The sequence below is a fragment of the Streptomyces sp. HNM0645 genome (genome assembly GCF_030056615.1).
In the GTDB taxonomy this organism is placed as follows: Bacteria; Actinomycetota; Actinomycetes; order Streptomycetales; family Streptomycetaceae; genus Streptomyces; species Streptomyces marianii.
Genome location: NZ_JASHLT010000017.1, coordinates 39,635 through 61,708, shown reverse-complemented (window position 1 = coordinate 61,708; position 22,074 = coordinate 39,635). Strand labels below are relative to the sequence as shown.

Genomic DNA, 22,074 nt, shown 5'->3' with positions numbered 1-22,074 from the left:
CGCGTGAGGCCCCTCAGCGGCCCGTGGTGACCGGACCCGGAACCGGGGCGCCGGGGCCGTCGCGAGTTCGCGGAGCGGGGGCGGTGCGGCGGAGGCGGTGCCATAGTCGGGGTTGTCACCGGCGGAGAGGCGCGGGTATCCGGTCGGGTCGACGCGCCGAGTTCCGGTGGGGACGGGCGAAGCAACGGCAGACGGCGGAGCCGACGCACGGAGGACCGGCAGGGACGGGCGGAGGACCGGCAGGGACGGATGGAGAACCGCGCATGGTGTCAGCACAGGACGGTTGGGCCGGCAGTGACAGCAGCGGTGGTGGCCGGTTCACGGTCACGGCCCGACCCGGCCCGGAGCCGGGCATCGTGGTGCTCGCACTCACCGGCGAGCTCGACCACGACACGGCGGAACCGCTGCGCACGGCTCTGGACGACGCGGTCGTCGGCGGGGCTCGGCGGATCCTCGTCGACTGCGCTGAGCTGCTCTTCTGCGACTCCACCGGGTTGAACGTGCTGCTGCGCGCGAGACTCGCCGCGCAGGAGAGCGAGGCCCGCGTGGAGCTCGCGGCGCTGCGGCCACAGGTGGCCCGCATGCTCACCATCACCGGTGCGGGGGCGGTCTTCCCCCGGTACGCGAGCCTCGCCGAGGCGCTCGCGGGCCCACGACAGGAGTGACCGTGAGCGCGGCGCTTCCGCAGCAGGGCCAGACCCGCCGTCTCGGGATCTCGGGGAGGAGGGGCGTGGTCGGCCGCTGCCGGGACTTCAGCGCGACGGCCCTCGCCGACTGGGAATGGCTGCCCCCCGGCGGTCTCGCCAGACCCCCGGAGGAGATCCCGGGGGACGACCCGTACGCCTGGGACACGAGCATCGACAACGAACCGGACTGGGACGAGGAACGGCGGGCGGTTTCCGAGGACGTCCTGATGGTGGTGTCCGAGCTGGTCACCAATGCCTGTCTGCATGCCGGAGGGCCGCTGGAGCTCGTCCTCAACTGCACCCCCGAGCGGCTTCGCATCGAGGTCAGCGACGGGAGCCCCGTGCCGCCGCGGCCGCGTCCGCACGCCGACCCCGCCGTGCCCGGCGGGCACGGTCTCGTGGTGCTGGGCCGGCTCGCCCGGGCGTGGGGCTCGTTGCCCCGGGACTCCGGGAAGACGGTGTGGGCGGAGGTCACGGCCCCCCGCCGGCCGTGAGCGGCCACGGGGCGCCGACCCGGTCTCCCCGTGCGACAGTCGGTAAGGGAGCCGGGGCCGGGTGCACTGCCCGTCGGGCGGGGCCCGGACCACGGGACGCAGGACGATTCGGCACACGAGGTCGGCCATGGATGAATCCGGACACGCGCGGCCCACCACGGGGCGCGAGGCGCTGGAAGCGGTCCGGCCACCGGCGGAACTGAGCGAGGAAGGGCTCAGGAAGCTCCTGGCCGGGCTCACGGCCGTGCGCGACGGCGACTTCTCCGCGCGGCTCCCCGAGGAAGCCGACGGGATCATGGGCGAGATCGCCGCCGTCTACAACGGCATGGCCGACCAGCTGTCGCTGGTCACCTCCGAGGTCACCAGGGTCGCCAGCGAGGTCGGCGGAGAGGGACGTCTCGGCGGGCACGCCCGGGTGAAGGGCGTGAGCGGGGTGTGGCAGGAGCTGACCACCGGTGTGAACACCATGGCCGACAACCTCACCTCGCAGGTGCGGTCGATCGCCCAGGTCGCCTCCGCGGTCGCCCGGGGCGACCTGACGCAGAAGATCCGGGTCGACGCACGGGGCGAGATCCTGGAGCTCAAGGACACCATCAACACCATGGTCGAGCGGCTGTCGTCGTTCGCCGAGGAGGTCACCCGGGTGGCCCGCGAGGTGGGCACCGAGGGGGATCTGGGCGGTCAGGCCACCGTCAGCGGGGTGTCCGGCACGTGGAAGGACCTCACCGACAACGTCAACTCCATGGCGAACAACCTGACCAACCAGGTGCGCAACATCGCCCAGGTCACCACGGCCGTCGCCCAGGGCGACCTCACCCGGAAGATCGATGTGGACGCGCGGGGGGAGATCCTGGAGCTGAAGACGACCATCAACACGATGGTCGACCAGCTGTCGTCGTTCGCCGCCGAGGTCACCCGGGTCGCCCGTGAGGTGGGCAGCGAGGGGAGGCTGGGCGGCCAGGCCGAGGTCGAGGGTGTCTCCGGCACCTGGAAGCGGCTCACGGAGAACGTGAACGAGCTGGCCGGGAACCTCACCCGCCAGGTCCGCGCCATCGCCNNNNTCCCTGCGCGCCACCACCCGCGCCAACGAGGAGCAGGACTGGCTCAAGACCAATCTCGCCCGGATCTCCGGGCTGATGCAGGGCCATCGCGATCTGGCGGTCGTGGCCGAGCTGGTCATGGACGAGCTGACCCCGCTCGTGTCCGCCCAGTTCGGCGCGTTCTACCTTGCCGAGGAGACCCGGGACGACACCGAACTCCGGCTCGTCGGCTCGTACGGCCGCCCCTCCGGCACGCCCGGCCCGGACCGGTTCAGGCTGGGCGAGTCCCTGGTCGGCCAGGCCGCCCTCAGCCGCCGTACGATCGCCGCCGACAACGTGCCGGGCGACTACGTCATCTCCTCCGGGCTCGGCCGTGCGACGCCGGGAAGCCTGATCGTGCTGCCCGTCGTCGTCGACGAACAGGTCCTCGGCGTCATCGAACTGGCCTCGTTCACGACGTTCACGCCGGTCCACCGGGACTTCCTCGGGCAGCTGATGGAGATGATCGGTGTCAACGTCAACACCATCGTCGCCAACGCCCGGACCGACGAACTGCTCGACGAGTCGCAGCGCCTGGCGACGGAGTTGCAGTCCCGCTCCGAGGAACTGCAGGTCCAGCAGGAGGAACTGCAGCGGTCCAACGCCGAACTGGAGGAGAAGGCCGCCCTGCTGGCGGACCGCAACGGCGCCATCGAGGGCAAGAACCTCGAGATCGAGCAGGCACGCCAGGAACTCGAGGACCGCGCCCAGCAACTGGCGCTCGCGTCCCGGTACAAGTCGGAGTTCCTGGCCAACATGAGCCACGAGCTGCGCACCCCGCTCAACAGCCTGCTGATCCTTGCCCAGTTGCTGGCCCAGAACCCGACCCGCAACCTCACCCCGAAGCAGGTCGAGTACGCCGGCATCATCCACTCCGCCGGATCCGACCTGCTCCAGCTCATCAACGACATCCTCGACCTGTCCAAGGTCGAGGCGGGCAAGATGGACCTCAACCCGGAGCGCATAGCGCTGCGTCCGCTGCTCGACTACGTCGAGGCGACGTTCCGGCCGGTCACGACGCAGAAGAGCCTCGACTTCGCCATCACCACCGCGCCCGGTGTCCCGGCCGACCTGGTGACCGACGACTCCCGGCTCCGCCAGGTGCTGCGCAACCTCATCTCCAACGCGGTCAAGTTCACCGAGCGCGGCAGCGTCGAACTGCGCATCGAACCGGCGTCCGACGGCGAACTGCCCGACTCCGTCCACCGCGGCGGCGCAGTGGTGGCGTTCCGCGTCAAGGACACCGGCATCGGCATCGCCGAGCAGCAACTGGAGGTCATCTTCGGTGCTTTCCAGCAGGCGGACGGCACGACCAGCCGCAAGTACGGCGGTACGGGCCTGGGACTGTCCATCAGCCGGGAGATCGCGCACCTGCTCGGCGGCGCGGTGACCGCGGAGAGCACACTCGGCCAGGGCAGCACCTTCACCCTCTACCTCCCGGTCGCGCGAACCGATTTCCAGGCTCGGACCGACGACTCGGCCCGTCCCCCGGTCAGGAACGAGCAAACCGCCGAGGCCCTGGGCGGGGAACGGCCCGCCGGGTCCTTCGGCGCCGCGGCCCGCGCCCGGCAACCCCGACGGCTGCTGGTGATCGAGGAGCGGCCCCGGGGGCTGCTGTCGCTCGTGGCCGAGAGCGCGGTCGGCGAACTGGCCGGCGGTGACCTGCCCGACCGCGACAACTTCGAGGTCGTCGCCTCGGTCGGGCCGGACGAGGCGGCCGCGGCCCTCGCCACCGACCCGTTCCACTGCGTGGTCCTCGAACTCGACATGGCCGACGGGCAGGCGCTGCGCTTCCTCGACGCCATGGACGGGGACACCGCGCTGCGGACCGTACCCGTGCTCGCCCACAACAACCGCCGGCTGGACGCGGCGGACGAGCGCGCGCTCCAGTCCCGCGTCCACGAGCGGCCGCTGGAGCTGCTGTCCAGCCTGGACGAACTCCGCGAGCGCATCGCCCTGTACCTCTCGGCCGAGCAGCCCGGGGACGTCGTACCGCTGGTCAGGGTGGAGGAGAGCCACCAGCAGCCGCCGAGTGCCGCCTGGGGACTCCAGGGCCGTACGGTCCTCGTCGTCGACGACGACGCCCGCAACCTGTACGCGCTCAGCGGCATCCTCGAACTGCAGGGCATCCGCGTGCTCCACGCCGAGAACGGCCGGCAGGGCATCGACAAGCTGGCCGAGCACCCCGAGATCGACCTGATCCTGATGGACGTGATGATGCCGGAGATGGACGGCTACGCGGCCACGTCCAAGATCCGTCAGATGCCCGAGCACACGGCGCTGCCGGTCATCACGGTCACGGCGAAGGCGATGCCCGGCGACCGGGAGAAGAGCCTCGCCGCGGGGGCCAGCGACTACGTCACCAAGCCCGTGAACGCCGACGACCTCGTGGCCTGTCTCCGCAGGTGGCTCAGTGCCCCGTGACACACGCCGCGGCGCGGCGAACGTCCCGCGCCGGAGCACGCACAGCCTCCCCCACCACCCTCACCCCGAGGAGTCCGCAGCGCCATGAGCCGAACCGAGCCCGCCGGGAACCCGCCCGGTGACGACGCGCTGCCGGCTCCCGGGGCCGTTCCGGCACCGGGCTCAGGGTGGCCGTCCGGAGACCGGCCGGGAACGGATCCGGCGCGCGGGACCGAACCGGGAGCGTCCCCGCTGCCCGCGGCGACGGGCGCGCCCGGTACACCCCGAGATCCCATCGGCCCGGAGGAGACGAGGGACCGCACCTCCAGCGTCGGCCGCCTCGCGGCCACCGTGGAACGGCTCCGCAGGGAGGTCCGCGCCGCGCACGCGGCCGCCGACGGGCGGGCCCTCGTCGAGCTCGCGAAGGGCGTTCTGATCGAACGCCTCAGCTGCGGTCCCGCCCAGGCGGCGGCCCAACTGGCCGAACTCGCCGACCAGGCGGGCCTTTCGCAGCTCGAACTCGCCGCGGACATCGTCAACCAGGCGGCGCGTGACGAAGTCGCGGACATCGCGGGCGAGTTCGTCCGGCGCGCCCAGGGACACGCGGACGGACACGGACCGAGCCGGTCCGTCTCCGTCCGGCTGCGCACGGCCGAGAGCGCCGCACTGGCCTCAGGCGACACCCAGGCGGTCGCCGAGTCGCTGCTCGAACACGCCCTCGTCCCGCTGGGGGCGACGGCCGTCGCCGTGTGGACCGCGGGGGCGGACGGCTCCCTCTCGCTCAGCGGCCACGCGGGCTTCAGCACGGACGAGGCGGCACGCTGGCGCTACGTGCCGCCCGGCGTGGCCACCGTCGCCCGCCAGGCGCTCGGCGAGCGGCGCCCGGTGCACATTCCGTGCCTCGCCGAGGCGGGTGTGCCGTCCATCGGCCACAACCGGACCGCGGAGGGCGGCCGGATCGCCCTCCCGGCCGGAACCGGCGGCAGGATCCACGGAGTTCTGGAGATCTGCTGGCCGCAGCTGCTCCCCGACCGGGCGCCCGCCGTGGAGCGCCAGCTCGACGCGCTGGCCGAGCTGTGCGCCCACACCCTGGAGAGCGCACCCGCCGGCGCGGGTCTCCAGGCGCCGCGGGAGTCCGCCTGCGTGGCCGAGCTCGTGGAGCTTGCCGAAGGTCTGCACGACCCGGCGCTCGTCCTCACCCCGCACCTCGACGCCCACGGCCATCTCACCGACTTCCGGATCCGCCACGCCAACAGCCGTTTCCTCGACCCGGCGGGCCGGCCCCGCAGCGCGGTCGGCGGCGCCATGCTGCTCGAGGCGTACCCCATGGCCGCGGCGGACAGCGACCTCTTCGACAAGGTCGAGCGCGTCTACGCGACAGGCGAACCGTTCCGGGCCCGGCGGATGACCCTCACCGCGCTCGTCGACCAGGTGCCGCTCGACACCGTCGCCGACCTCAGCATCAGCCGGCACGGCCACGCCGTCCTGCTCATCTGGCGCATCGAGGACGAGACCGCGCGCCTGGCCAGTCTGCTCCAGCACGCCCAGCGCCTCGGGCGCATAGGGGGGTTCGAGGAGAACCTGGTCAGCGGCGAAGTCACCTGGAACGGGCAGTTGTTCGCCCTGTACGGCCGCGCCGTCACCGACAGCCCCGTCCACCTGGAGGATCTCTCCGCCCACGCCCATGCCGACGACGCGGTCGCCATCGGCCGATTCCTCCAGGCCGTGCTCCACCACCGGCGGCCCGCGTCGACGGCGTTCCGCCTGCAGCGCCCCGACGGCGTCACCCGGCACATCCGGGTCATCGCCGAACCCGTCCTCGACGCCGAGAACCGGCTCATCGCCGTGCGCGGGGCCTACCAGGACATCTCCTCGCAGCACTGGACCGAGGTCGCGCTGGCCGCGACCCGCGACCAACTGGAACACACCGAGAAGGAGTCCGCCGAGCGCAACCGGCTCGCCCTCCAGCTCCAGCACGCCATCATGCCGCCACGCCGCGCACCGCTCGACGCCCCCGGCCTCGAGGTCGCCGTCCGCTACCGCCCGGCCGAATCGGAGTCCCTCGTCGGCGGCGACTGGTACGACGCGGTCGTGCTGCCGTCCAAGCGCATCCTGCTGTGCGTGGGCGACGTCGCCGGCCACGGCATCGAGGCGGCCACCGGTATGGTCGTGCTCCGCAACGCCGTTCGCGGCCTCGCGGTCACCGGCGCCGGCCCGGCCCAACTGCTGTCCTGGCTGAACATCGTGGCGCACCATCTGACCGAGCACGTCACCGCCACCGCCGTCTGCGGCCTGTACGACCCCGAGACCCGCATGCTGCGCTGGGCCAGGGCAGGACATCTGCCCCCGGTCCTCGTACGCGGTGCCGACGCCACCACCCTTCCCATGCCCGGCGGCCTTCTCCTGGGCGCCCTCGGCGACGCCCAGTACGAGGAGTCCGACGTCCAACTGGAGCCGGGCGACACCCTCCTGATGTACACCGACGGCCTCGTCGAGCGCCGGGACACCTCCGTCCACGACTCCCTGACCCAGCTGCTCGGCACCGCCCAGACCGCGTCCGCGACCCTGGAACGGCGACTGGACCATCTGCTCACCCACAGCAAGTCCGACACCGACGACGACACCTGCCTCATCGGCGTCCGGGTGCTCTGATCCGGCGTCCGGGGGCGGGACGGGCCCTCTCGGGTGGGCTCCCGGACACGGAACGCGTCGCCCGCGCTCCGCACGCCGGGACCGCCCGCCGCACGCACCGAGTGGCTTCGCCGCAGGGCAGTGGTCACCGCCGCCGACGCGGCCTACGTCGAGCCGCTGCCGTCCCCCGCGTGTGCGGGGAGTGCGTGTCGGCGAGGTCGGCGCCGGCCCGGCGGCAGGACACCCCGGGAGCCGCGGTGAAGCGGATCCCGCCCGGCCGGGCGCTCCGCGAGGACTGCCGAGTGCCGCGTCGGGCAGGGTTTGCCCGTCGCGGCACTAGTCCCTGCCGGTCCTGTCGCCGCTGGGCCAGACGCCGGTCGCCCGGTGCACGGCCTTGGCGCCGGACCGGTCGACCACGCTGCGCACGACGGCGAAAATGGCACCCTGCACGGCCGCCGCGAGCAGGATCTCGCCCCACTTCCGGTCGGGGTCAAGGGCGTCGGGCGCGTCGTCCTCGTGGCGCAACACCTTCCACGCCTTCCGGAAGGCCAGTCCGGCGAGCGCGCCGCCGCCCCAGCCCAGGGCGAAACCGACCGGCTTGTAGACGAGCGGGACCTTGCCCGCCCTCTTCAGCTTCATCTTGCTCATGCGTCCCCCTTCACCTGTTTCGCGCTGTGCACACCTGACTCGATCCGAGTGGGCGCACCTGCGCACCCACACCCGCGCCATCCGGGTCCCCGATTGGCGCGTGCCCCCTCCGGCACCGCGTACACGTGCTGTTTCGTCCCCGGGCGCCACGGTGACCAGCCGTGTCGCAGGGCCGCCGGGGCGACGGCTGTGGCCCGCGGCCGAGCGGGGCCGGGACGGGGCCACTCGCACGGCCGGTGGGCGTGGGGAGCGCACGGACGGCGGAGGAAGCCCGGTGGGAGTGCAGCCGGTGTGCCGTCAAGGCTGTGGTGGACGATGCGCGCACGCGACCGCCGGACGGGGCATGTGCGGACGCCGGTCCGTCTGGAAGTCGGCCGACGAGTTTGCTAGACGTGGGGGATGCATGAACGTGACCACACTCCATCGGCCCCGGACACCGCGCTCGGCGTCCTCAGCTGCGGCCGACGCGGAAACGCCTGGGTCGTCACCCTGGGTGGCGATCTCGGGCCGGACGCGCTGGCCGGCGTATCGCGGCAGCTCGACGACGTGGCCGGGGAGGGCCGGGCCATCGTCGTGGACACGAAGTCGGTGACCTCCGCCGACCCGGCCATGCTCACCCTCCTGATGAAGCTCCAGGAAGAGGCGTCACTCTACGTTGCCGCCCCTTCGCCGCCCGTGCGGGAGCTGCTCGAGAGCGCCGGCCCGCGCACGTCGGTCCGTACCGTCACCTCACTCGGAGAGGCCCTGGACGCGCTCGGCGCCGGGCCCTCCTGACCGCCGTACCGGCGAGGGAGCGCGTGCCGTGCGCAGCGTGGGAGTGGAGGAGGAGCTCCTCCTCGTGGACGCGGAGAGCGGTGAGCCCCGCGCCGTCTCGGCGGCCGTTCTGGACGCCGCCGCCAGGGAGAGCGCGGGGGACGAGCAGGTCTTCGAGTCGGAGCTGCAGCGTGAGCAACTGGAGTTCGCCACCCGGCCGCAGACCCGGATGGCGGAACTAGCGGCCGAGATCCACCGCTGCCGGGCGGAGGCGGCGCAGCACGCCGAGGACGCCGGCGTCGCCGTCGCGGCGCTCGCCACGTCCCCCCTGCCGGTCAGTCCCTCCGTCGCCATGGACAGCCGGTACCACTGGATGGCCGAGCGCTTCGGGCTGACCCTGCAGGAGCAGCTCACCTGTGGATGCCATGTCCACGTCTCCGTGGACTCGGACGAGGAGGGCGTCGCGGTGCTGGACCGGATCCGCCCCTGGCTGTCCGTTCTGCTCGCCCTGAGCGCCAACTCGCCCTTCTGGCAGGGGCGGGACAGCTCCTACAGCAGCTATCGCAGCCAAGTGTGGGGCCGGTGGCCGTCCGCCGGCCCCACGGGGATCTTCGGCTCGGCCGACCAGTACCACCAGCGGGTGCGGGACATGGTCGGCACCGGCGTCCTCAGGGACGAAGGCATGATCTACTTCGACGCCCGGCTCTCGCACAGGTACCCCACGGTCGAGGTCCGCGTCGCGGACGTCTGCCTGAACCCGGGCGCCACGGTTCTCCACGCGGTCCTCGTCCGCGGGCTGGTGGAGACGGCCGCCCGGCAGTGGCAGGCGGGGGAGCCCCCGGCGCGACACGGCGAGCACCTGCTGAGGCTCGCCGCATGGCAGGCCGCCCGCTACGGCTTCAAAGGCCGGCTGCTCCACCCTCTGTCGATGCGCCCCGCGCCCGCCGAAACGGTCGTGCGCGCGCTGTTCGACCACGTACGAGACTCCCTCGACGCCTACGGGGACACGAAGCCCGCCCAGGACGCGCTGGCCCGTCTGCTCGGGGACGGGAACGGCGCCGCCGTCCAGCGCGCGATCCTGGAGCGCACCGGAAGCATGCGGGACGTCGTCACGGAGTGCGTGCGCCTCACCGGCGAAGGGCGCGGCTGACCGGATCGTCGATCAGCCGTCGTACGCGGGCGGTGGTGGTCCCGCAGCGCGTCGTTCGCCGGTATGCCGGCTCCCCCCGTCCGCTTGCCGGCCTCCGGGTGACGGGGCGCGTCGCGGACATCCCCGGCGGGGAGGTCCGTTGGGCGAAACGCGACCGGTACCCGGGACGGCACCGGTTCCGGGCGCCCGGGTACCGGTTCCGGCAGGCAGGCCCTCACATGTTCTTGCGAGCCTTGCCCTTCAGCTCTTCGGCGGTGCCGCGGGCCGTCTGCTCGGCCTCAGCGGCCTTCTCCTTGCCCTTGCCCGCCAAGCGGTCGGAGGTCCCCTTCGCGCGGAGCTCCTCGCTGCCCGTGACCTCGCCGGCCTTCTGCTTGGCCTTGCCGACGGTCTCCTGGGCCTTGCCGCGAATCTTCTTTCCCTGTGCAGCCATGTGACATCAGCCCCTTGAGCGTCCGAACGGTTCGTCCGCTACGCCATTGCTGCTACCTCGGACGAATGCCGTCAAACCTCATTCGGCGTATTCGTCCTCGACCTCTTCGTCGTATTCGTCCTCGTACTCGTCGTCCTCGGGTTCCTGGTCCTCGTCCGCGTATTCCTCCTCCTCGTCGTATTCCTCGTCGTCCCCGTTGCCTTCCTCGTCGCACTCGCCCTGCTCCTGTTCCTGTTCCTCGTCCTCCAGTGCCTCTTCGTGACTGCGCACGACTTCACCGTCACGGATTTCGCCACGCCGTCCTCCGGGCTCCTCCTCGGCGAAGGTGACGTGGCGACGAACTTTCTTGAAGTCCAGCCGCAGCCGGCGGTCTTGGGTGCGCCAAAGGTTTCCCGTCTTCTCGAAGAATCCGGACGGGTAGTACTCGACGATGAGCACGATCCGGGTGAGGGACGGCGTCACGGATTGGAAGCTGACGCAGTCGCGTGTGGTGCCCTCGGCACCCTCGGACGTCCAACGCTGCGCACACCCTTGGCGAAGTCGCTGAACGCCTCGTACTGCGTCCGGTGGTCGTCCGCCGTGCGGATCGGCACGCCCGCGTCGTGGACCTCGAGGATGTCCGTGGACTGCCACCGCCGGATCTGTGTCCGCCCTTGCCGCCGCCGAGCAGATCCTCGGCCCCGCGAGCAACCTTGGTCGTGTCGCTCATGAACCGGCGGCTTCACGAAGGGCGTTGGGGGAAGGCAGGGAAACCGCGGCCCCGCAGGGCATCGTCTCACATGTGACTTGGATATCCGTATATAGTGAAATTGCATGTTGAGATGTGAAATACGCTGCTCCCCTTGACCCTGGAGAACGATCTGGCCCCGGCAGAGGAGCCCGCGAACCCTGGACAAGGAGGGTGACCCGGCCTGCGAACGCAAGCGCAGACACGCCAGAGAGCAGATCGATCGCATGCCCTGAGCGGTCGGCCCGGTGGAGGGAGGCGCCATGACCGGGTGCCGCAGGGCGGACGCGGTGTCTCCAGGGGCGGGAGCCGCAGCCTCCACGACGTCCTGCAACTCATTCCCGATCGCGGACTCGTCGTCGGCGTCTCCGCGGGTCCCGCTCGTCGGTGTCAAGAGTCTGAGGATCGGCGTCCGGCGCTCGAGGGAGCGCGAGGAGGAGTGACCCATGGCCGTCTACGTGTACTCCGTCGTCGGCAAACAGCATCCGCTCCGGCTGGACGGCCTCACCGGAGTCGGCGCCCCGCCTTCCCCGCTGCGTACCGTGACCTCCGGATCACTGACGGCGGTCGTCAGTGACGCTCCTGAGGGCCTTTGTCCCAGGCGCCGTGACCTCACGGCGCACCAGGAGGTCCAGGACCGGCTCATCACCGACGGCACGGTGCTGCCCATGCCTTTCGGACTCACGGCGCCGGACGACGATGCCGTCAGGGAGGACCTGGAGGAGCGGGCGACGGAGTACGCGGACCGCCTCGGCGCGCTGGAGGGCTGCGCCGAGTACAACCTGAAGGTCAAGCAGGACGAGGAAGCCCTGCTGCGGCAGATCCTCGAGGAGTCTCCCGAGGCGCGGGAGCTCGACGACGCGGTCCGCGGCGGCACGGCCGGCCCCGACGTCTCCTTGGCGCTCGGCGAACTGGTCGCCGGGGAGGTGGAAGCGCGCCACGCGTCCCTGGCCGCGGGAGTCGTCGAGGCGCTCCGTCCCTTCGCCCGGGACCAGCAGACCTCCGAGCCCGCCGGCGAGGACTTCCTCAGTGTCTCCTTCCTGGTGGCCGAGGAGCAGGAGGAACTCTTCCTCACCACCGAGATGAGCATCGCGAACCAGCTGGGGGACGACTTCGAGTTCCGGCTCATCGGCCCGCTCCCCCCGTATGGCTTCGTCTGAGAGTGCTCCCATGAGCCTGCTCAGGTCGTGACCCTTCCGCTGACCGGTGCACCGGCTGAGTGTCTGCTTGTGCGGCTTCGGGATTCGCGGCGGCTTTGGCAACGCGGCGAACCGACACCGTGGAACGCGACCTCGTGCGGCTCGTCCTCACGCTCGTGGAGCTGCTTCGCCACTTGATGGAACGTCAGGCAATGCACCGGGTGGACCAGGCCGACCTCACAGAGGAGCAGGAGGAGCGGCTCGGGGCGACGCTCATGATCCTCTACGACCGCATGGCGGACCTGTGCGCCCAGTACGGGCCGACCATGGAGGACCTCAACCTGGACCTCGGACCCCTGCTGCCGCCGGCCGACTGAGCGAGGACGGCGGCCGTCCCCGCCAAGGGCGCCCCGGCGCCTCAGCCGTGCGGCCTCAGCGGGCAGTCGGATGTTCCGCGGGCGGCCCTCCGCATCCGCGCGCGTGTCGGACAGGACTCCGGGTACGCGAGCGCCTATGGACACCAACCCGCCGGGCCAGGCAGCCCGGGCCGTCCGGGAAGTGCTTGCGGACGAGTCGCGCGAACAGGCGGCGAGGCAGCGGCGGGCGGCGCTCTGCCACAGCGCGGCGGGAGCGGCCGGCCGCTACGTGGGCGCGGCGCTCGTCGGCTGCCTCGTACTCCTGCTCGGCGCGGTGCCCCCCCGACTGGGCCGCCGCGCTGAGCTTCGCCGCCGCAATGGCGGCCGCCGCGCTCCTGCTCAGGTCCGCCGCGCAGAGGGAGTGTGTCCCGTCGGCATCGGCACCCGTCCCTCCGGGGACGGGTGCCGATGCCTCGGCGGGCACCGGACACGGTGCCGGATCACGTTCNCTGCTCAGGTCCGCCGCGCAGAGGGAGTGTGTCCCGTCGGCATCGGCACCCGTCCCTCCGGGGACGGGTGCCGATGCCTCGGCGGGCACCGGACACGGTGCCGGATCACGTTCGTGACAGCCAGTCGGGTTTTCGCCGACGACATGCGGCAACCAGAGGGAGGACGAGGTCGCGATGACCAACTCAACGAGAGGGTCCGGTGGTGGTGACACCGGGGCGGACCGTCCGTCGACGGCGATCGACGTCATGCGGGCGGCTCGCGACCAACTCACCGAACTCACCGGAAGGCAGGTCGAGTCGGTGTCGTCCTTCGCGCGGACGGAGGACGGCTGGGAACTCGCCGTCGAGGTGGTCGAGCTCGCCCGTATCCCCGACACGACGAGCCTGCTCGCGACGTACGAGGTCTCCCTGGACCCCGACGGCGAGCTGACCACGTATCGACGGGTCCGGCGCTACGAGCGCGGGAGAGCGGACTCCTCCTGAGGGTCCGGACCACCGGCTGATGGCTCCGGGGCGCGGCTCCCGTGCCCACGGCCGCGACCACGGACCCCTGCCCCCGTCGTATCCACCTCGTGCGTCCACCCATGTGTGACCGCGGGAGCCCGTCGGCGTGCCACCCGACCGGACCCGAGACGCGCGGACCATGACGACCAGAGAGGGAGGACCGGAACCATGACGGTTGTTCCGGCACAACAGAGCCGCTCCGGAGGCGGCACCAGCGGACTCTACGACGTCCTCGAACTCGTCCTCGACCGAGGGCTCGTGATCGACGCGTTCGTACGGGTGTCGCTGGTCGGCATCGAGATCCTGAAGATCGACGTCCGAGTCGTCGTCGCGAGCGTCGACACCTATCTGCGCTTCGCCGAGGCGTGCAACCGCCTCGACCTGGAATCGGGGCGCAACGCCAGCCCCGGACTGCCCGATCTCGTCGGCGAAATAACCGAGTCCGGCGCTCGCGGCAAGTCCAAGGGCGCGCTCTCGGGCGCCGCCCAGACCATCTCCGAGGCCTTCGAGAAGGCCCGTGACGAGAGCAGCTCGGAGAGCAGGCCGCGCACCCGTCGCACCACGTCGCGCAAGAAGGAGGAGCAGGAGTGAGCACGTACGTCTACGGCATCGCTCGCCGCTCCCACCCCGGCCCGGCGACCGAACTCGTCGGAGTCGGCGATCCGCCGCTCCCCGTGCGGACCGTCGCCGACGGCGAACTGGTCGCCATCGTCAGCGACGCGCCCGAGAACCTGCGGCCCAAGCGCCGCGACCTGCTCGCCCACCAGAACGTTCTCGCCGAGGCATCCGCGACCGGAGCGGTGCTGCCGATGAGGTTCGGCGGGGTGTCGCCCGACGACGACGCGGTGAAGGCGGTCCTCGCGGAACGCGCGGAGCACTTCGAGCAGCGGCTCACGGCCCTCGACGGCAGGGTCGAGTACAACGTGAAGGCCTCCCACGACGAAGAGGCAGTACTGCACCGCATCCTCGCCGAGAACGCCGAGCTGCGCGCCATGAGCGAGGCCAACAGGGCGGCCGGCGGCGGAACCCAGGAGCAGAAGCTCCGGCTCGGCGAGCGGATCGTGGCGGCCGTGCAGCAGCGGGAGCTGATCGACGCCGACATCGTGCACCGCGAACTCAACGGCCTGACCGAGTCGGTCAGCGTCGGTCCGGAGTCCACCGGTTGGCTCGCCAACGTCTCCTGCCTGGTCGCCCGGGAAGACGCGGACGCGTTCGTCGCGGCCGTCGACAAGCTGGCCAAGGACAACCCGCACCTGTCGTTCCAGCTCAACGGCCCACTGCCTCCGTACAGCTTCGTGGAGTGAACTCCCATGGGACTGCTGGGTGAGCTGCTGCTCCTTCCCGCGGCGCCGGTCCGGGGCACCTTCTGGGTGCTCCGGCAGGTCGCCGACGAGGCGGAGCGGCGGTACTGCGACCCTTCGACCATTCGGCGTGAACTGGCTCTGTTGGAACGCAGGTTGGAGGAGGGCGAGATCGGCGAGGAGGAGTTCGACCGTCGCGAGGACGAGCTCCTCGACCGGCTGGAGAGGGCGGCGGGGGCGTGATGAGCAGAGGGGCGGCCGGGCGATGAACAACGGGCTCGCAGTGGGGCTCGCGGTCGGCGCGGGCTATGTACTGGGGCGGACGAAGAAGGCGAAACTCGCCCTGGCCGTCGGCGCCGTCGTGGTGTGCAGGCGGCTCGGCCTGGGGCCGCGCGCACTGGTCGAGGTGATCACCGATCCGTTCCGGGGCAGTCCTCGGTTCAAGGAGATCGGCGAACAGCTGCGCGAGGACCTGAGCGGCGTCGGCAGCGCCGCGGTCGGCATGGTCGTCAACCGGCAGCTCAACGGGTTGGCGGACCGTCTGCGCGAGCGCACGCTCGACGTCCGGGACCGGGTGCACGGGGCGGTCGGCCCGGGGACGGCGCGGCGCTCCGACGACGACTTCGACGAACTCGACGACTTCGACCGGCCCGGTCAACTCGATGACGGCGAAGAACCCGTTGAACCCGTCGGACTCGACGAACTCGACGAGGGTTTCGAGGGGGACTACGGCGACTTCGACGTGGACGCTGACGACTTCGACGTGGACGGCGGCCCGCGCGCGGACCCGGATGCGGCCCTGGACCAGGACGAGGAGGACTCCGACGACGACCCCGGCGACCCCGAGGAGTCCGCCCCCGGCGAGGGCGTACCCGAGAGGTCGAGGCAACCCACCGCCCCGACGACGAAGGCGAAGGGGACGGCGCCCGCCGCCGAGAGGCCGACCGGCGCCGGTAGGTCCACATCGGCAGGGGAGGGTACCGCGTCCAGGAAGGCGTCCGCCGGGAAGACGCCGGCCAAGAGGACCGTGGCGAAGAGGACGACGACCAAGAGGACGACGACCAAGAGGACGACGACCAAGGGGGCCGCGGCGGGGAAGACCGCGGCGAGGAAGACGCCGGCCAAGCGGACCACGACGCGGAAGCCCGCCGACCAGAAGTCCGCCACGACGAAGACCACCGCCGAGAAGGGGTCCTCGCCCCGCAAGAAGACGCCGGCGAAGCGAACCGCCGACGCCGCGAGGAGCACTTCCGCACGGGAAGGCCGATCCGATGACTGACGCGAGAAGTAGCGGCGGCGTGCTCTCCGCAGTGGACCCGGTCGCGGTCGAGCGCGTGAAGGCCGAACTCCTTGACCATGCCGTCGCCAGGTCGGAGTATCTGCTGGCCTCCCTCGGCCGCGGGCTCGGTCAGGCGGTGGTCACGCTGCGGGACATGGCGGACGGCCGCGGCCCCGGCTTCGCGAGGCTCGCCCTCGAAAGCGGCCGCAGGCTGTCGCAGGGCAAGAGTCCCCTCCGCGCGGCGGTGGAGGCAGGCGCCTCCCGCCTCAGGAAGGACATCGCCGACCGTATCGCGAGGCGGGTCCGCACCGGAGGTCACCGTGGGCCCGCCGTTGTGGTCGAATCCGTGGATGTCGGGGTACCCGTGGCCCGTGCGTACGACCTGTGGAACCGTCAGGAAGCACTGCCCGCACTCGCGATGGGGGCCAGGGGCGAGACGGCTTCGGAGGGGACGGGCGTCGTCTGGACCTCGCGCGGGACGAAGGGCACCGTCGACGGCGTCGTGACCTTCCACGCGATCGGGGACACACTCACCCGGGTCCTGCTCGTCGTCGAGTACCACCCCGAAGGGCTCGTCGAGCGCGCCGGCGCTCTGCTGGGCGCCCCGAACCGCCGGGCACGCCTCGACCTCACGGGCTTCGCGCAGCGCGTCGCGATGCGGGAGCGGGACGGGGAGGACCCTGCCCGGATCGATGCCGACCACGACGACACCGCGCGCCAGGGCGAGCAGGAACTCGACGATCCCGAGACGTATGACGACCAGGCGTGCGCCGACGACACCCACGACCGCGAGACGGCCCGCGCCGAGGCCGGGACCGGAGGACGACCATGACCACCCCGAGCCGGCTTCCGGACCCCTACGGTTCCGGAGGATCGGGAGCCAACCTCGCCGACATCCTTGAGCGGGTGCTCGACAAGGGCATCGTCATCGCCGGCGACATCCGCATCAATCTGCTCGACATCGAACTGCTCACCATCAAGCTGCGCCTCGTCGTCGCTTCGGTCGAACGGGCGAAGGAGATGGGAATCGACTGGTGGGAGGACGACCCCTCGCTGTCGTCCGGAGCCCGCAGGCGTGAACTCTCCGAGGAGAACGAGCGGTTGCGACAGCGCATCGCTGCCCTGGAGGCGGATACGGCATGACCGACGTCCGTTATGTGTACGCCGTGACCCGGCCCTTCGACGATGCCGGCGCAACCTCGCACGACGAGGTGCAAGGGGTGTCCGGCGCCCACGCGAGACTGCTGGTACACGACGGGCTCGTCGCCGTGCTGAGCGACGTGCCGGCCGAGCAGTTCTCCGACGTCGCCCTTCGCGAACGGCTGGAGGACCTCGACTGGCTCGCCGCCACCGCACGCGGCCACGACGCCGTCGTCAGCGCGCTGACCGCGGCCACCACACCGCTTCCCCTGCGCATGGTGACGGTGTGCCGGGACGACGACGGCGTCCGTCGGCTGCTGGACTCGGGTCGCGAACAGTTCACTCGTGCCCTGGAACGCCTTGACGGGCGCGTCGAATGGGGGGTCAAGGTCTATGCCGAAGGGGCTGAGGACACCCGTGAGCCCCTGGGCGGCGCACGGGACGTCCGGGCGGGGCGCGGCGACCGGGCGGAAGGCACTGGTCGGGGTGACTCCGGCGACGGGCCCGCGCGAGACCGCCGTCCCGCCTCCGGTCGCGACTACCTGAAGCAGCGGATGCGCCGCCGCGAGGCCACCGAGGGTGTCTGGGCGCGGGCCGACGCCGTCTCCCGCACCCTGCACACGGAACTCTCCCGGTACGCGCAGGCCGAGCGGGTTCATCGGCCCCAGGACCCCGGGCTGCCGGGAGCGGCAAGCGGAAACGTGCTCAACGCCGCCTATCTCGTACCCCGCGAGGACGGCGACGCGTTCGCTCACGAGGTGCGGCGGCTGGCGCCCCCCGGCGCCGGCATCCGCGTGGAGCTGACCGGACCGTGGGCGCCGTATTCATTCGCCGTCACCACGGCCGTGCCGAACGCCGAGGGGAGTGGGGCGGAGTGACGTCTTCGACGGATCCGGCCGTGCCGTGGGACACCCGGACGGCGCCGCCGGAGGCCGGACCGCTCGCACAACGGCAGTTGGCGCTGGTCGACCTGCTGGACCGGCTGCTCGCGGGCGGCGTCGTGATCAAGGGGGACCTGACCCTGCGGATCGCGGACGTCGACCTCGTGCGCATCGACCTCAACGCGCTGATCTGCTCGGTCGGGTCCGTGGTCGCCTCGCCCTTCGAGGACCGTGGCGGCTCCGGTCCGTACGGGGCGCGCGCAGGCGGACCGCAGCGAGGAGCTGCATGAGCGGGCGGCACATGGACCTCGACCCCGACAACGTCGAGCGCGACCTTGCGCAACTGGTCCTCACCGTCGTGGAGTTGCTGCGACAGCTCATGGAACGCCAGGCGTTGCGCAGGGTGGAGACCGGCGACCTCACGGAGGAGCAGGAGGAGCGCATCGGCCTGACGCTCATGCTCCTCGAGGAGCGCATGGACGAACTGCTGGAGAAGTTCGGGCTTCGCCCGGAGGACCTGAACATCGACCTGGGCCCGCTCGGCTCGCTTCTGCCCCGCGACGGCTGAACGACGAGCACGTGCCCGCAGATCACGATTCCCGAAGGAAGGTACCGATGGCCCCGACGTGGTGGAGCTGATTCTCGAGGACCACCGGACGATGGAGGACCTTCCCCGCGGGATGCGCAGCGTCGAAGCGGACCGTGCGAAGGCCCTCCGTGAGTTCTCCCGGCCGCTCGTCGCCCACGGCGAGGCCGAGGAGCCAAGGGCTGAGTGTCGTCAGGGGATGACCGGGCGAGGGCAGAGCCACCGGGTACCGGTCGCCGCCGGTGCCGCCCGTCTGCTCCCGCTCCGCCCCTGACCGGACCGCGGCGGAACGCCTGCCGGCGGACGGACGGGGTCGTGGACCCGGCCCGGGCGACGGAGGGACGTCGTAGGGGGACGCGGCCTCCTTCCTTCGCGAGCGCAGGGGGTGGTGACCGGTGGTGATCCCGGTATCGGCGGGGCGGTTGCACCGGCGTATGTGCGCGGGGGAGGCGCCGTCCTCCTCGCGTGTCTGCCGGCTCAGCCGGTGAAAATGTCAAAGGCATATGCATTCACCGTCGCCATCGGCCGGGCCCGCTCCGTCGCGGCGGAGGTCTTCGACGCCATCGGGGCGCACCGCCGCCCCGAGGCCTTGGCGGTCGGGGTCGGCGGCGGAGTTTCCCGGCATCAACGAGGGGCAACCAGGCAATATGGTGCAAATCGGATACACGATGATGACCGAACAGGCCGGCCCCCGACAGCTGGTCGATCACCTGATGCACGCGGAGGACGTCGGGTTCGACTTCTCCGTGACCTCCGACCGCGCCTTTCCCCGGTTGCGTGCCCAGGGACACTCGCCGTACGCGTGGAGCGTCCTCGGCGCGGCGGCGCAAGCCACTTCCGAGATCCCGCTGATGACCTTCGTCACGTGCCCGACGATGCGGTACCACCCGGCGGTCGTGGCGCAGAAGGCGGCAACGCTCCAAATCCTGTCGGAGGGGCGGTTCCGGCTCGGACTGGGATCGGGAGAGAACCTCAACGAGCACGTCGTCGGGGACTGGCCGCCCGCCGACGTGCGCCTGGAGATGCTCGGCGAGGCGGTCGGGATCATCAGGGAGCTGTTCCGTGGGGAGCACGTCAGCAGGCGCGGCGGCTATTTCACCGTGGACTCCGCCAAACTGTGGGACCTGCCGGACGAACCGCCGCCGATCGGCATCGCCGTCTCGGGCGACCGCTCCTGCGGACTCGCGGGGCGGCTCGCCGACCTCATGATCGCAGTCGAGCCCGCGCGTTCCCTCACCGAGTCCTTCGCGCGCGCCGGGGGAGCGGGCAAGCCCCGCATCGGACAGTTGGCCATCTGCTACGACACCGACCGTGACGTCGCCGTGCGTCGCGCGCACGAACAGTTCAAGTGCTTCGGCATGGGCTGGAAGGTGAATGCGGAACTTCCGCACCCCGACTCGTTCGCAGCGGCCACCCGGTACGTGCGGTCCGAGGACGTGGCCGAGGCCATCCCTTGCGGAGACGACCCGGAGGCGGTCGTGGAGGCAGTGCGCGGCTTCGTCGACGCGGGTTTCACCGAGGTCGCCCTCGTGCAGATCGGGGGCAGCACCCAGCACGACTTTCTGGCCTGGGCCGAGGACAAGCTGTTGCCCGAACTGCACGCGCTCGGCGGGGGCGGTGCGATGGCGGCGTAGCCGCCACCCGGTGCGCGGGGTGCACGGGTCCGCAGGACGTCCGGGGCTCGCGGGAGCGTTCGTGCTCTCGGCGCACGAGCCGGGAAGGGGGTGCCGCGCCTGCGTCGTGTCATCGGGGCCGACCGTCTCACGACGTCCACGGCGCGCGTCCGGCCCGTCGCCCCGGCACCGACGTCCTCGCCGGCCTGGGCGGGACGCACCCCGCGACGCCTCGGACCGGCGGGCTGCCGTCCGGTGGTCGCAGCGGTTCGGCCGTGTCTCCGTACAGCACCTTCGCCCCCGCGCCCCACGCCCACGGGGCCCGAACGACGGCTCCGCGCGGCGGCCGTTCTCGTGGTGGTCGCCGCGTGAGGACTCCTCGTACTACCGCTCGGCATCGACGGGCTGCGGTGACGGCTCCGGGGAATCCGCCTCCGACGGGTCCACGTCGCCGGTGGCCGCGACGGACCCGGCCGTGGCCGGGGCGTCCCGCCGGTCCGTGAGCGGTTCCGGCTCCCCTCCGGCGCGGACTCGCCGACCCGGCAGCAGCGCCGGGGCCGCTCGCAGGGCGCGGGCGAGCACGTCCGCCCGTCCCGCGAGGACCGGGCCCAGTACGGCGAGCACGAGCACGTACCCGGCGATGAACGGAGCAAGACGTGCGTCGAGGTCGGCACCGGCGGCCATGGCGGCCAGGATCAGCGCGAACTCGCCGCGTGCCAGGAGCGTGGTGGCGATCTCCGCGGCGGCGCCGGGACCGTAGCGGTAGAGCCGGGCGACGAGCAGACCGGCGGACACGTTCATCCCGATCGTCAGCCCCACCGCCGCGGCGACGGGTCCGGCGACCGACGCGATGTCCCCGGGGTCGACGGCGAGCCCGAACGCGAGGAAGAAGACGGCGGCGAACGCGTCGCGCAGCGGATGCACCAGTTCACGGATGCGCGGCCCGGAGGGGGTGCCGGCGAGGATCAGGCCGACCATGAAGGCGCCGATGGCGTCGGCCACCCCCAGGACCTCGGAGACCCCGGCGATGAGGACCGCGGCCCCGAGGAAGCTGATCACCAGCAGTTCGTTGTCGCGGACCGCGATCAGCCGGCCGATGAGCCGGGTGCCGTATCGGGCCGCCGCGGCCAGCAGCAGGAGGAACCCGAAGGCCTTCGACGCCTGCAGAATCGTTTCGGCAATGCCCTCGGCGCCGCTGACGACGGGCTGCAGGACCGCCAGGTACAACGCCAGGAAGACGTCCTCCACGACGATGACGCCCAGGATCAGCCTGGTCTCCGGCCGCCCGACGCGTCCCATGTCGATGAGGATCTTCGTGACGATCGCGGAGGACGAGATCCCGAGGACTCCGGCGAGAACCAGAGCCTCCCTGGCCCCCCAGCCCAGGCCGAAGCCGAAGGCAAGGCCCGCACCGACGTTCAACAGCAGATAGGTGCCGCCGGCGGCGAGCAGACGTCTGCCGCCGCTCCTGAGATCGTCGAGGTGGAATTCGAGCCCCAGGTAGAACAGCAGCAGGACCAGGCCGAGCGCGGACAGCATCTCGAAGTCGTGCGCGTCCTCGACCAGGACCGGACCGGGGGTGTGCGGGCCGAGCAGGATGCCCGCGAACATGAAGAGCGGGATCGTCGGCAGCCCGATCCGGCTGCCCATGCGAGCGAGGAAGGCCGCAGCCAGAAAGGCTCCGCCCATGGCGAGCAGGGTGTCAGCATGTCCCACGGGTCACCACCCTCGGCGGCTCGGAGGAACGGATCTGTTGCGACGGACG

General features: G+C 71.6%; 24 protein-coding genes and 1 pseudogene. 21 read left to right on the top strand and 4 right to left on the bottom strand.

Annotation, left to right across the window (positions count from 1 at the left end; translation table 11 throughout):
* Positions 1 to 263 precede the first annotated feature (263 nt).
* From QMZ92_RS14300 to QMZ92_RS14285, 5 genes and pseudogenes are all read left to right on the top strand, one after another.
* Positions 264 to 665, top strand: a complete 402-nt coding sequence (locus tag QMZ92_RS14300; protein ID WP_283297750.1) for an STAS domain-containing protein — start codon at positions 264 to 266, stop codon at positions 663 to 665.
* A 65-nt stretch (positions 666 to 730) separates the two neighbouring features.
* Complete coding sequence (locus QMZ92_RS14295; RefSeq protein ID WP_283297858.1) at positions 731 to 1,180, top strand: ATP-binding protein; 450 nt, start codon at positions 731 to 733, stop codon at positions 1,178 to 1,180.
* Positions 1,181 to 1,646: 466 nt separating this feature from the next.
* Positions 1,647 to 2,015: pseudogene (locus tag QMZ92_RS36355) on the top strand (HAMP domain-containing protein); the annotation flags it as partial.
* 301 nt (positions 2,016 to 2,316) lie between these two features.
* Positions 2,317 to 4,683, top strand: a complete 2,367-nt coding sequence (locus QMZ92_RS14290) for a response regulator (RefSeq protein ID WP_502962053.1) — start codon at positions 2,317 to 2,319, stop codon at positions 4,681 to 4,683.
* Between the two features lie 84 nt (positions 4,684 to 4,767).
* Positions 4,768 to 7,314 carry a SpoIIE family protein phosphatase gene (locus tag QMZ92_RS14285; RefSeq protein ID WP_283297749.1) on the top strand — a complete coding sequence of 849 codons (2,547 nt, stop codon included), beginning with the start codon at positions 4,768 to 4,770 and terminating at the stop codon, positions 7,312 to 7,314.
* Positions 7,315 to 7,629: 315 nt separating this feature from the next.
* On the opposite strand, the gene QMZ92_RS14280 is transcribed toward QMZ92_RS14285, so the two are convergent.
* Positions 7,630 to 7,941, bottom strand: coding sequence for a DUF4235 domain-containing protein (locus QMZ92_RS14280; RefSeq protein ID WP_283297748.1), 312 nt, complete (start codon positions 7,939 to 7,941; stop codon positions 7,630 to 7,632).
* 399 nt (positions 7,942 to 8,340) lie between these two features.
* Between QMZ92_RS14280 and QMZ92_RS14275 the strand changes: the two genes are divergently transcribed.
* A complete protein-coding gene (locus QMZ92_RS14275; RefSeq protein WP_283297747.1) occupies positions 8,341 to 8,715 on the top strand; it encodes an STAS domain-containing protein in 375 nt (124 codons plus the stop codon).
* Between the two features lie 28 nt (positions 8,716 to 8,743).
* On the top strand, positions 8,744 to 9,844 hold the full coding sequence (locus QMZ92_RS14270) for a glutamate--cysteine ligase 2 (protein ID WP_283297746.1): 1,101 nt from the start codon (positions 8,744 to 8,746) through the stop codon (positions 9,842 to 9,844).
* 214 nt (positions 9,845 to 10,058) lie between these two features.
* On the opposite strand, the gene QMZ92_RS14265 is transcribed toward QMZ92_RS14270, so the two are convergent.
* Positions 10,059 to 10,274, bottom strand: a complete 216-nt coding sequence (locus QMZ92_RS14265; RefSeq protein WP_283297745.1) for a CsbD family protein — start codon at positions 10,272 to 10,274, stop codon at positions 10,059 to 10,061.
* A 78-nt stretch (positions 10,275 to 10,352) separates the two neighbouring features.
* Positions 10,353 to 10,736: a hypothetical protein gene (locus QMZ92_RS36350; RefSeq protein ID WP_502962052.1), complete on the bottom strand. Its 384-nt coding sequence runs from the start codon at positions 10,734 to 10,736 to the stop codon at positions 10,353 to 10,355.
* A 711-nt stretch (positions 10,737 to 11,447) separates the two neighbouring features.
* Here QMZ92_RS36350 and QMZ92_RS14255 point away from each other — a divergent pair.
* The 14 genes from QMZ92_RS14255 (at position 11,448) to QMZ92_RS14190 (ending at position 20,330) form a co-directional block, all read left to right on the top strand.
* On the top strand, positions 11,448 to 12,161 hold the full coding sequence (locus QMZ92_RS14255) for a GvpL/GvpF family gas vesicle protein (RefSeq protein ID WP_283297744.1): 714 nt from the start codon (positions 11,448 to 11,450) through the stop codon (positions 12,159 to 12,161).
* A gap of 59 nt (positions 12,162 to 12,220) precedes the next feature.
* The gene (locus tag QMZ92_RS14250) at positions 12,221 to 12,517 is read left to right on the top strand and encodes a gas vesicle protein K (RefSeq protein ID WP_283297743.1); all 297 of its coding nucleotides are present in this window, start codon (positions 12,221 to 12,223) and stop codon (positions 12,515 to 12,517) included.
* A gap of 662 nt (positions 12,518 to 13,179) precedes the next feature.
* Positions 13,180 to 13,488: a gas vesicle protein GvpO gene (locus QMZ92_RS14245; protein WP_283297742.1), complete on the top strand. Its 309-nt coding sequence runs from the start codon at positions 13,180 to 13,182 to the stop codon at positions 13,486 to 13,488.
* Between the two features lie 189 nt (positions 13,489 to 13,677).
* Positions 13,678 to 14,100: a gas vesicle structural protein GvpA gene (locus QMZ92_RS14240; RefSeq protein WP_093655009.1), complete on the top strand. Its 423-nt coding sequence runs from the start codon at positions 13,678 to 13,680 to the stop codon at positions 14,098 to 14,100.
* Positions 14,097 to 14,813 carry a GvpL/GvpF family gas vesicle protein gene (locus QMZ92_RS14235; RefSeq protein ID WP_283297741.1) on the top strand — a complete coding sequence of 239 codons (717 nt, stop codon included), beginning with the start codon at positions 14,097 to 14,099 and terminating at the stop codon, positions 14,811 to 14,813. Before QMZ92_RS14240 ends, QMZ92_RS14235 begins: the two co-directional genes overlap by 4 nt.
* A 6-nt stretch (positions 14,814 to 14,819) precedes the next feature.
* A complete protein-coding gene (locus tag QMZ92_RS14230) occupies positions 14,820 to 15,053 on the top strand; it encodes a gas vesicle protein GvpG (protein WP_283297740.1) in 234 nt (77 codons plus the stop codon).
* Positions 15,054 to 15,075: 22 nt separating this feature from the next.
* Positions 15,076 to 16,089 (top strand): hypothetical protein, encoded by a 1,014-nt coding sequence (locus QMZ92_RS14225; RefSeq protein ID WP_283297739.1) that lies wholly within the window; start codon positions 15,076 to 15,078, stop codon positions 16,087 to 16,089.
* Positions 16,082 to 16,921: an SRPBCC family protein gene (locus tag QMZ92_RS14220; RefSeq protein WP_283297738.1), complete on the top strand. Its 840-nt coding sequence runs from the start codon at positions 16,082 to 16,084 to the stop codon at positions 16,919 to 16,921. Before QMZ92_RS14225 ends, QMZ92_RS14220 begins: the two co-directional genes overlap by 8 nt.
* Positions 16,918 to 17,232 (top strand): gas vesicle protein, encoded by a 315-nt coding sequence (locus QMZ92_RS14215; RefSeq protein ID WP_093655001.1) that lies wholly within the window; start codon positions 16,918 to 16,920, stop codon positions 17,230 to 17,232. The genes QMZ92_RS14220 and QMZ92_RS14215 overlap by 4 nt, the downstream gene beginning before the upstream one ends.
* On the top strand, positions 17,229 to 18,107 hold the full coding sequence (locus QMZ92_RS14210; protein WP_283297737.1) for a GvpL/GvpF family gas vesicle protein: 879 nt from the start codon (positions 17,229 to 17,231) through the stop codon (positions 18,105 to 18,107). The genes QMZ92_RS14215 and QMZ92_RS14210 overlap by 4 nt, the downstream gene beginning before the upstream one ends.
* A 20-nt stretch (positions 18,108 to 18,127) precedes the next feature.
* On the top strand, positions 18,128 to 18,400 hold the full coding sequence (locus QMZ92_RS14205; protein ID WP_283297857.1) for a gas vesicle protein: 273 nt from the start codon (positions 18,128 to 18,130) through the stop codon (positions 18,398 to 18,400).
* An 11-nt stretch (positions 18,401 to 18,411) separates the two neighbouring features.
* Positions 18,412 to 18,678 carry a gas vesicle protein K gene (locus QMZ92_RS14200; protein WP_502962058.1) on the top strand — a complete coding sequence of 89 codons (267 nt, stop codon included), beginning with the start codon at positions 18,412 to 18,414 and terminating at the stop codon, positions 18,676 to 18,678.
* Positions 18,679 to 18,736: 58 nt separating this feature from the next.
* The gene (locus tag QMZ92_RS36345) at positions 18,737 to 18,970 is read left to right on the top strand and encodes a hypothetical protein (RefSeq protein WP_502962051.1); all 234 of its coding nucleotides are present in this window, start codon (positions 18,737 to 18,739) and stop codon (positions 18,968 to 18,970) included.
* Between the two features lie 373 nt (positions 18,971 to 19,343).
* Positions 19,344 to 20,330, top strand: coding sequence for a TIGR03557 family F420-dependent LLM class oxidoreductase (locus QMZ92_RS14190; protein WP_283297735.1), 987 nt, complete (start codon positions 19,344 to 19,346; stop codon positions 20,328 to 20,330).
* Positions 20,331 to 20,693: 363 nt separating this feature from the next.
* Here the strand turns inward: QMZ92_RS14190 and QMZ92_RS14185 are convergent, their stop codons facing one another.
* The gene (locus QMZ92_RS14185) at positions 20,694 to 22,025 is read right to left on the bottom strand and encodes a cation:proton antiporter (RefSeq protein WP_283297734.1); all 1,332 of its coding nucleotides are present in this window, start codon (positions 22,023 to 22,025) and stop codon (positions 20,694 to 20,696) included.
* Positions 22,026 to 22,074 lie beyond the last annotated feature (49 nt).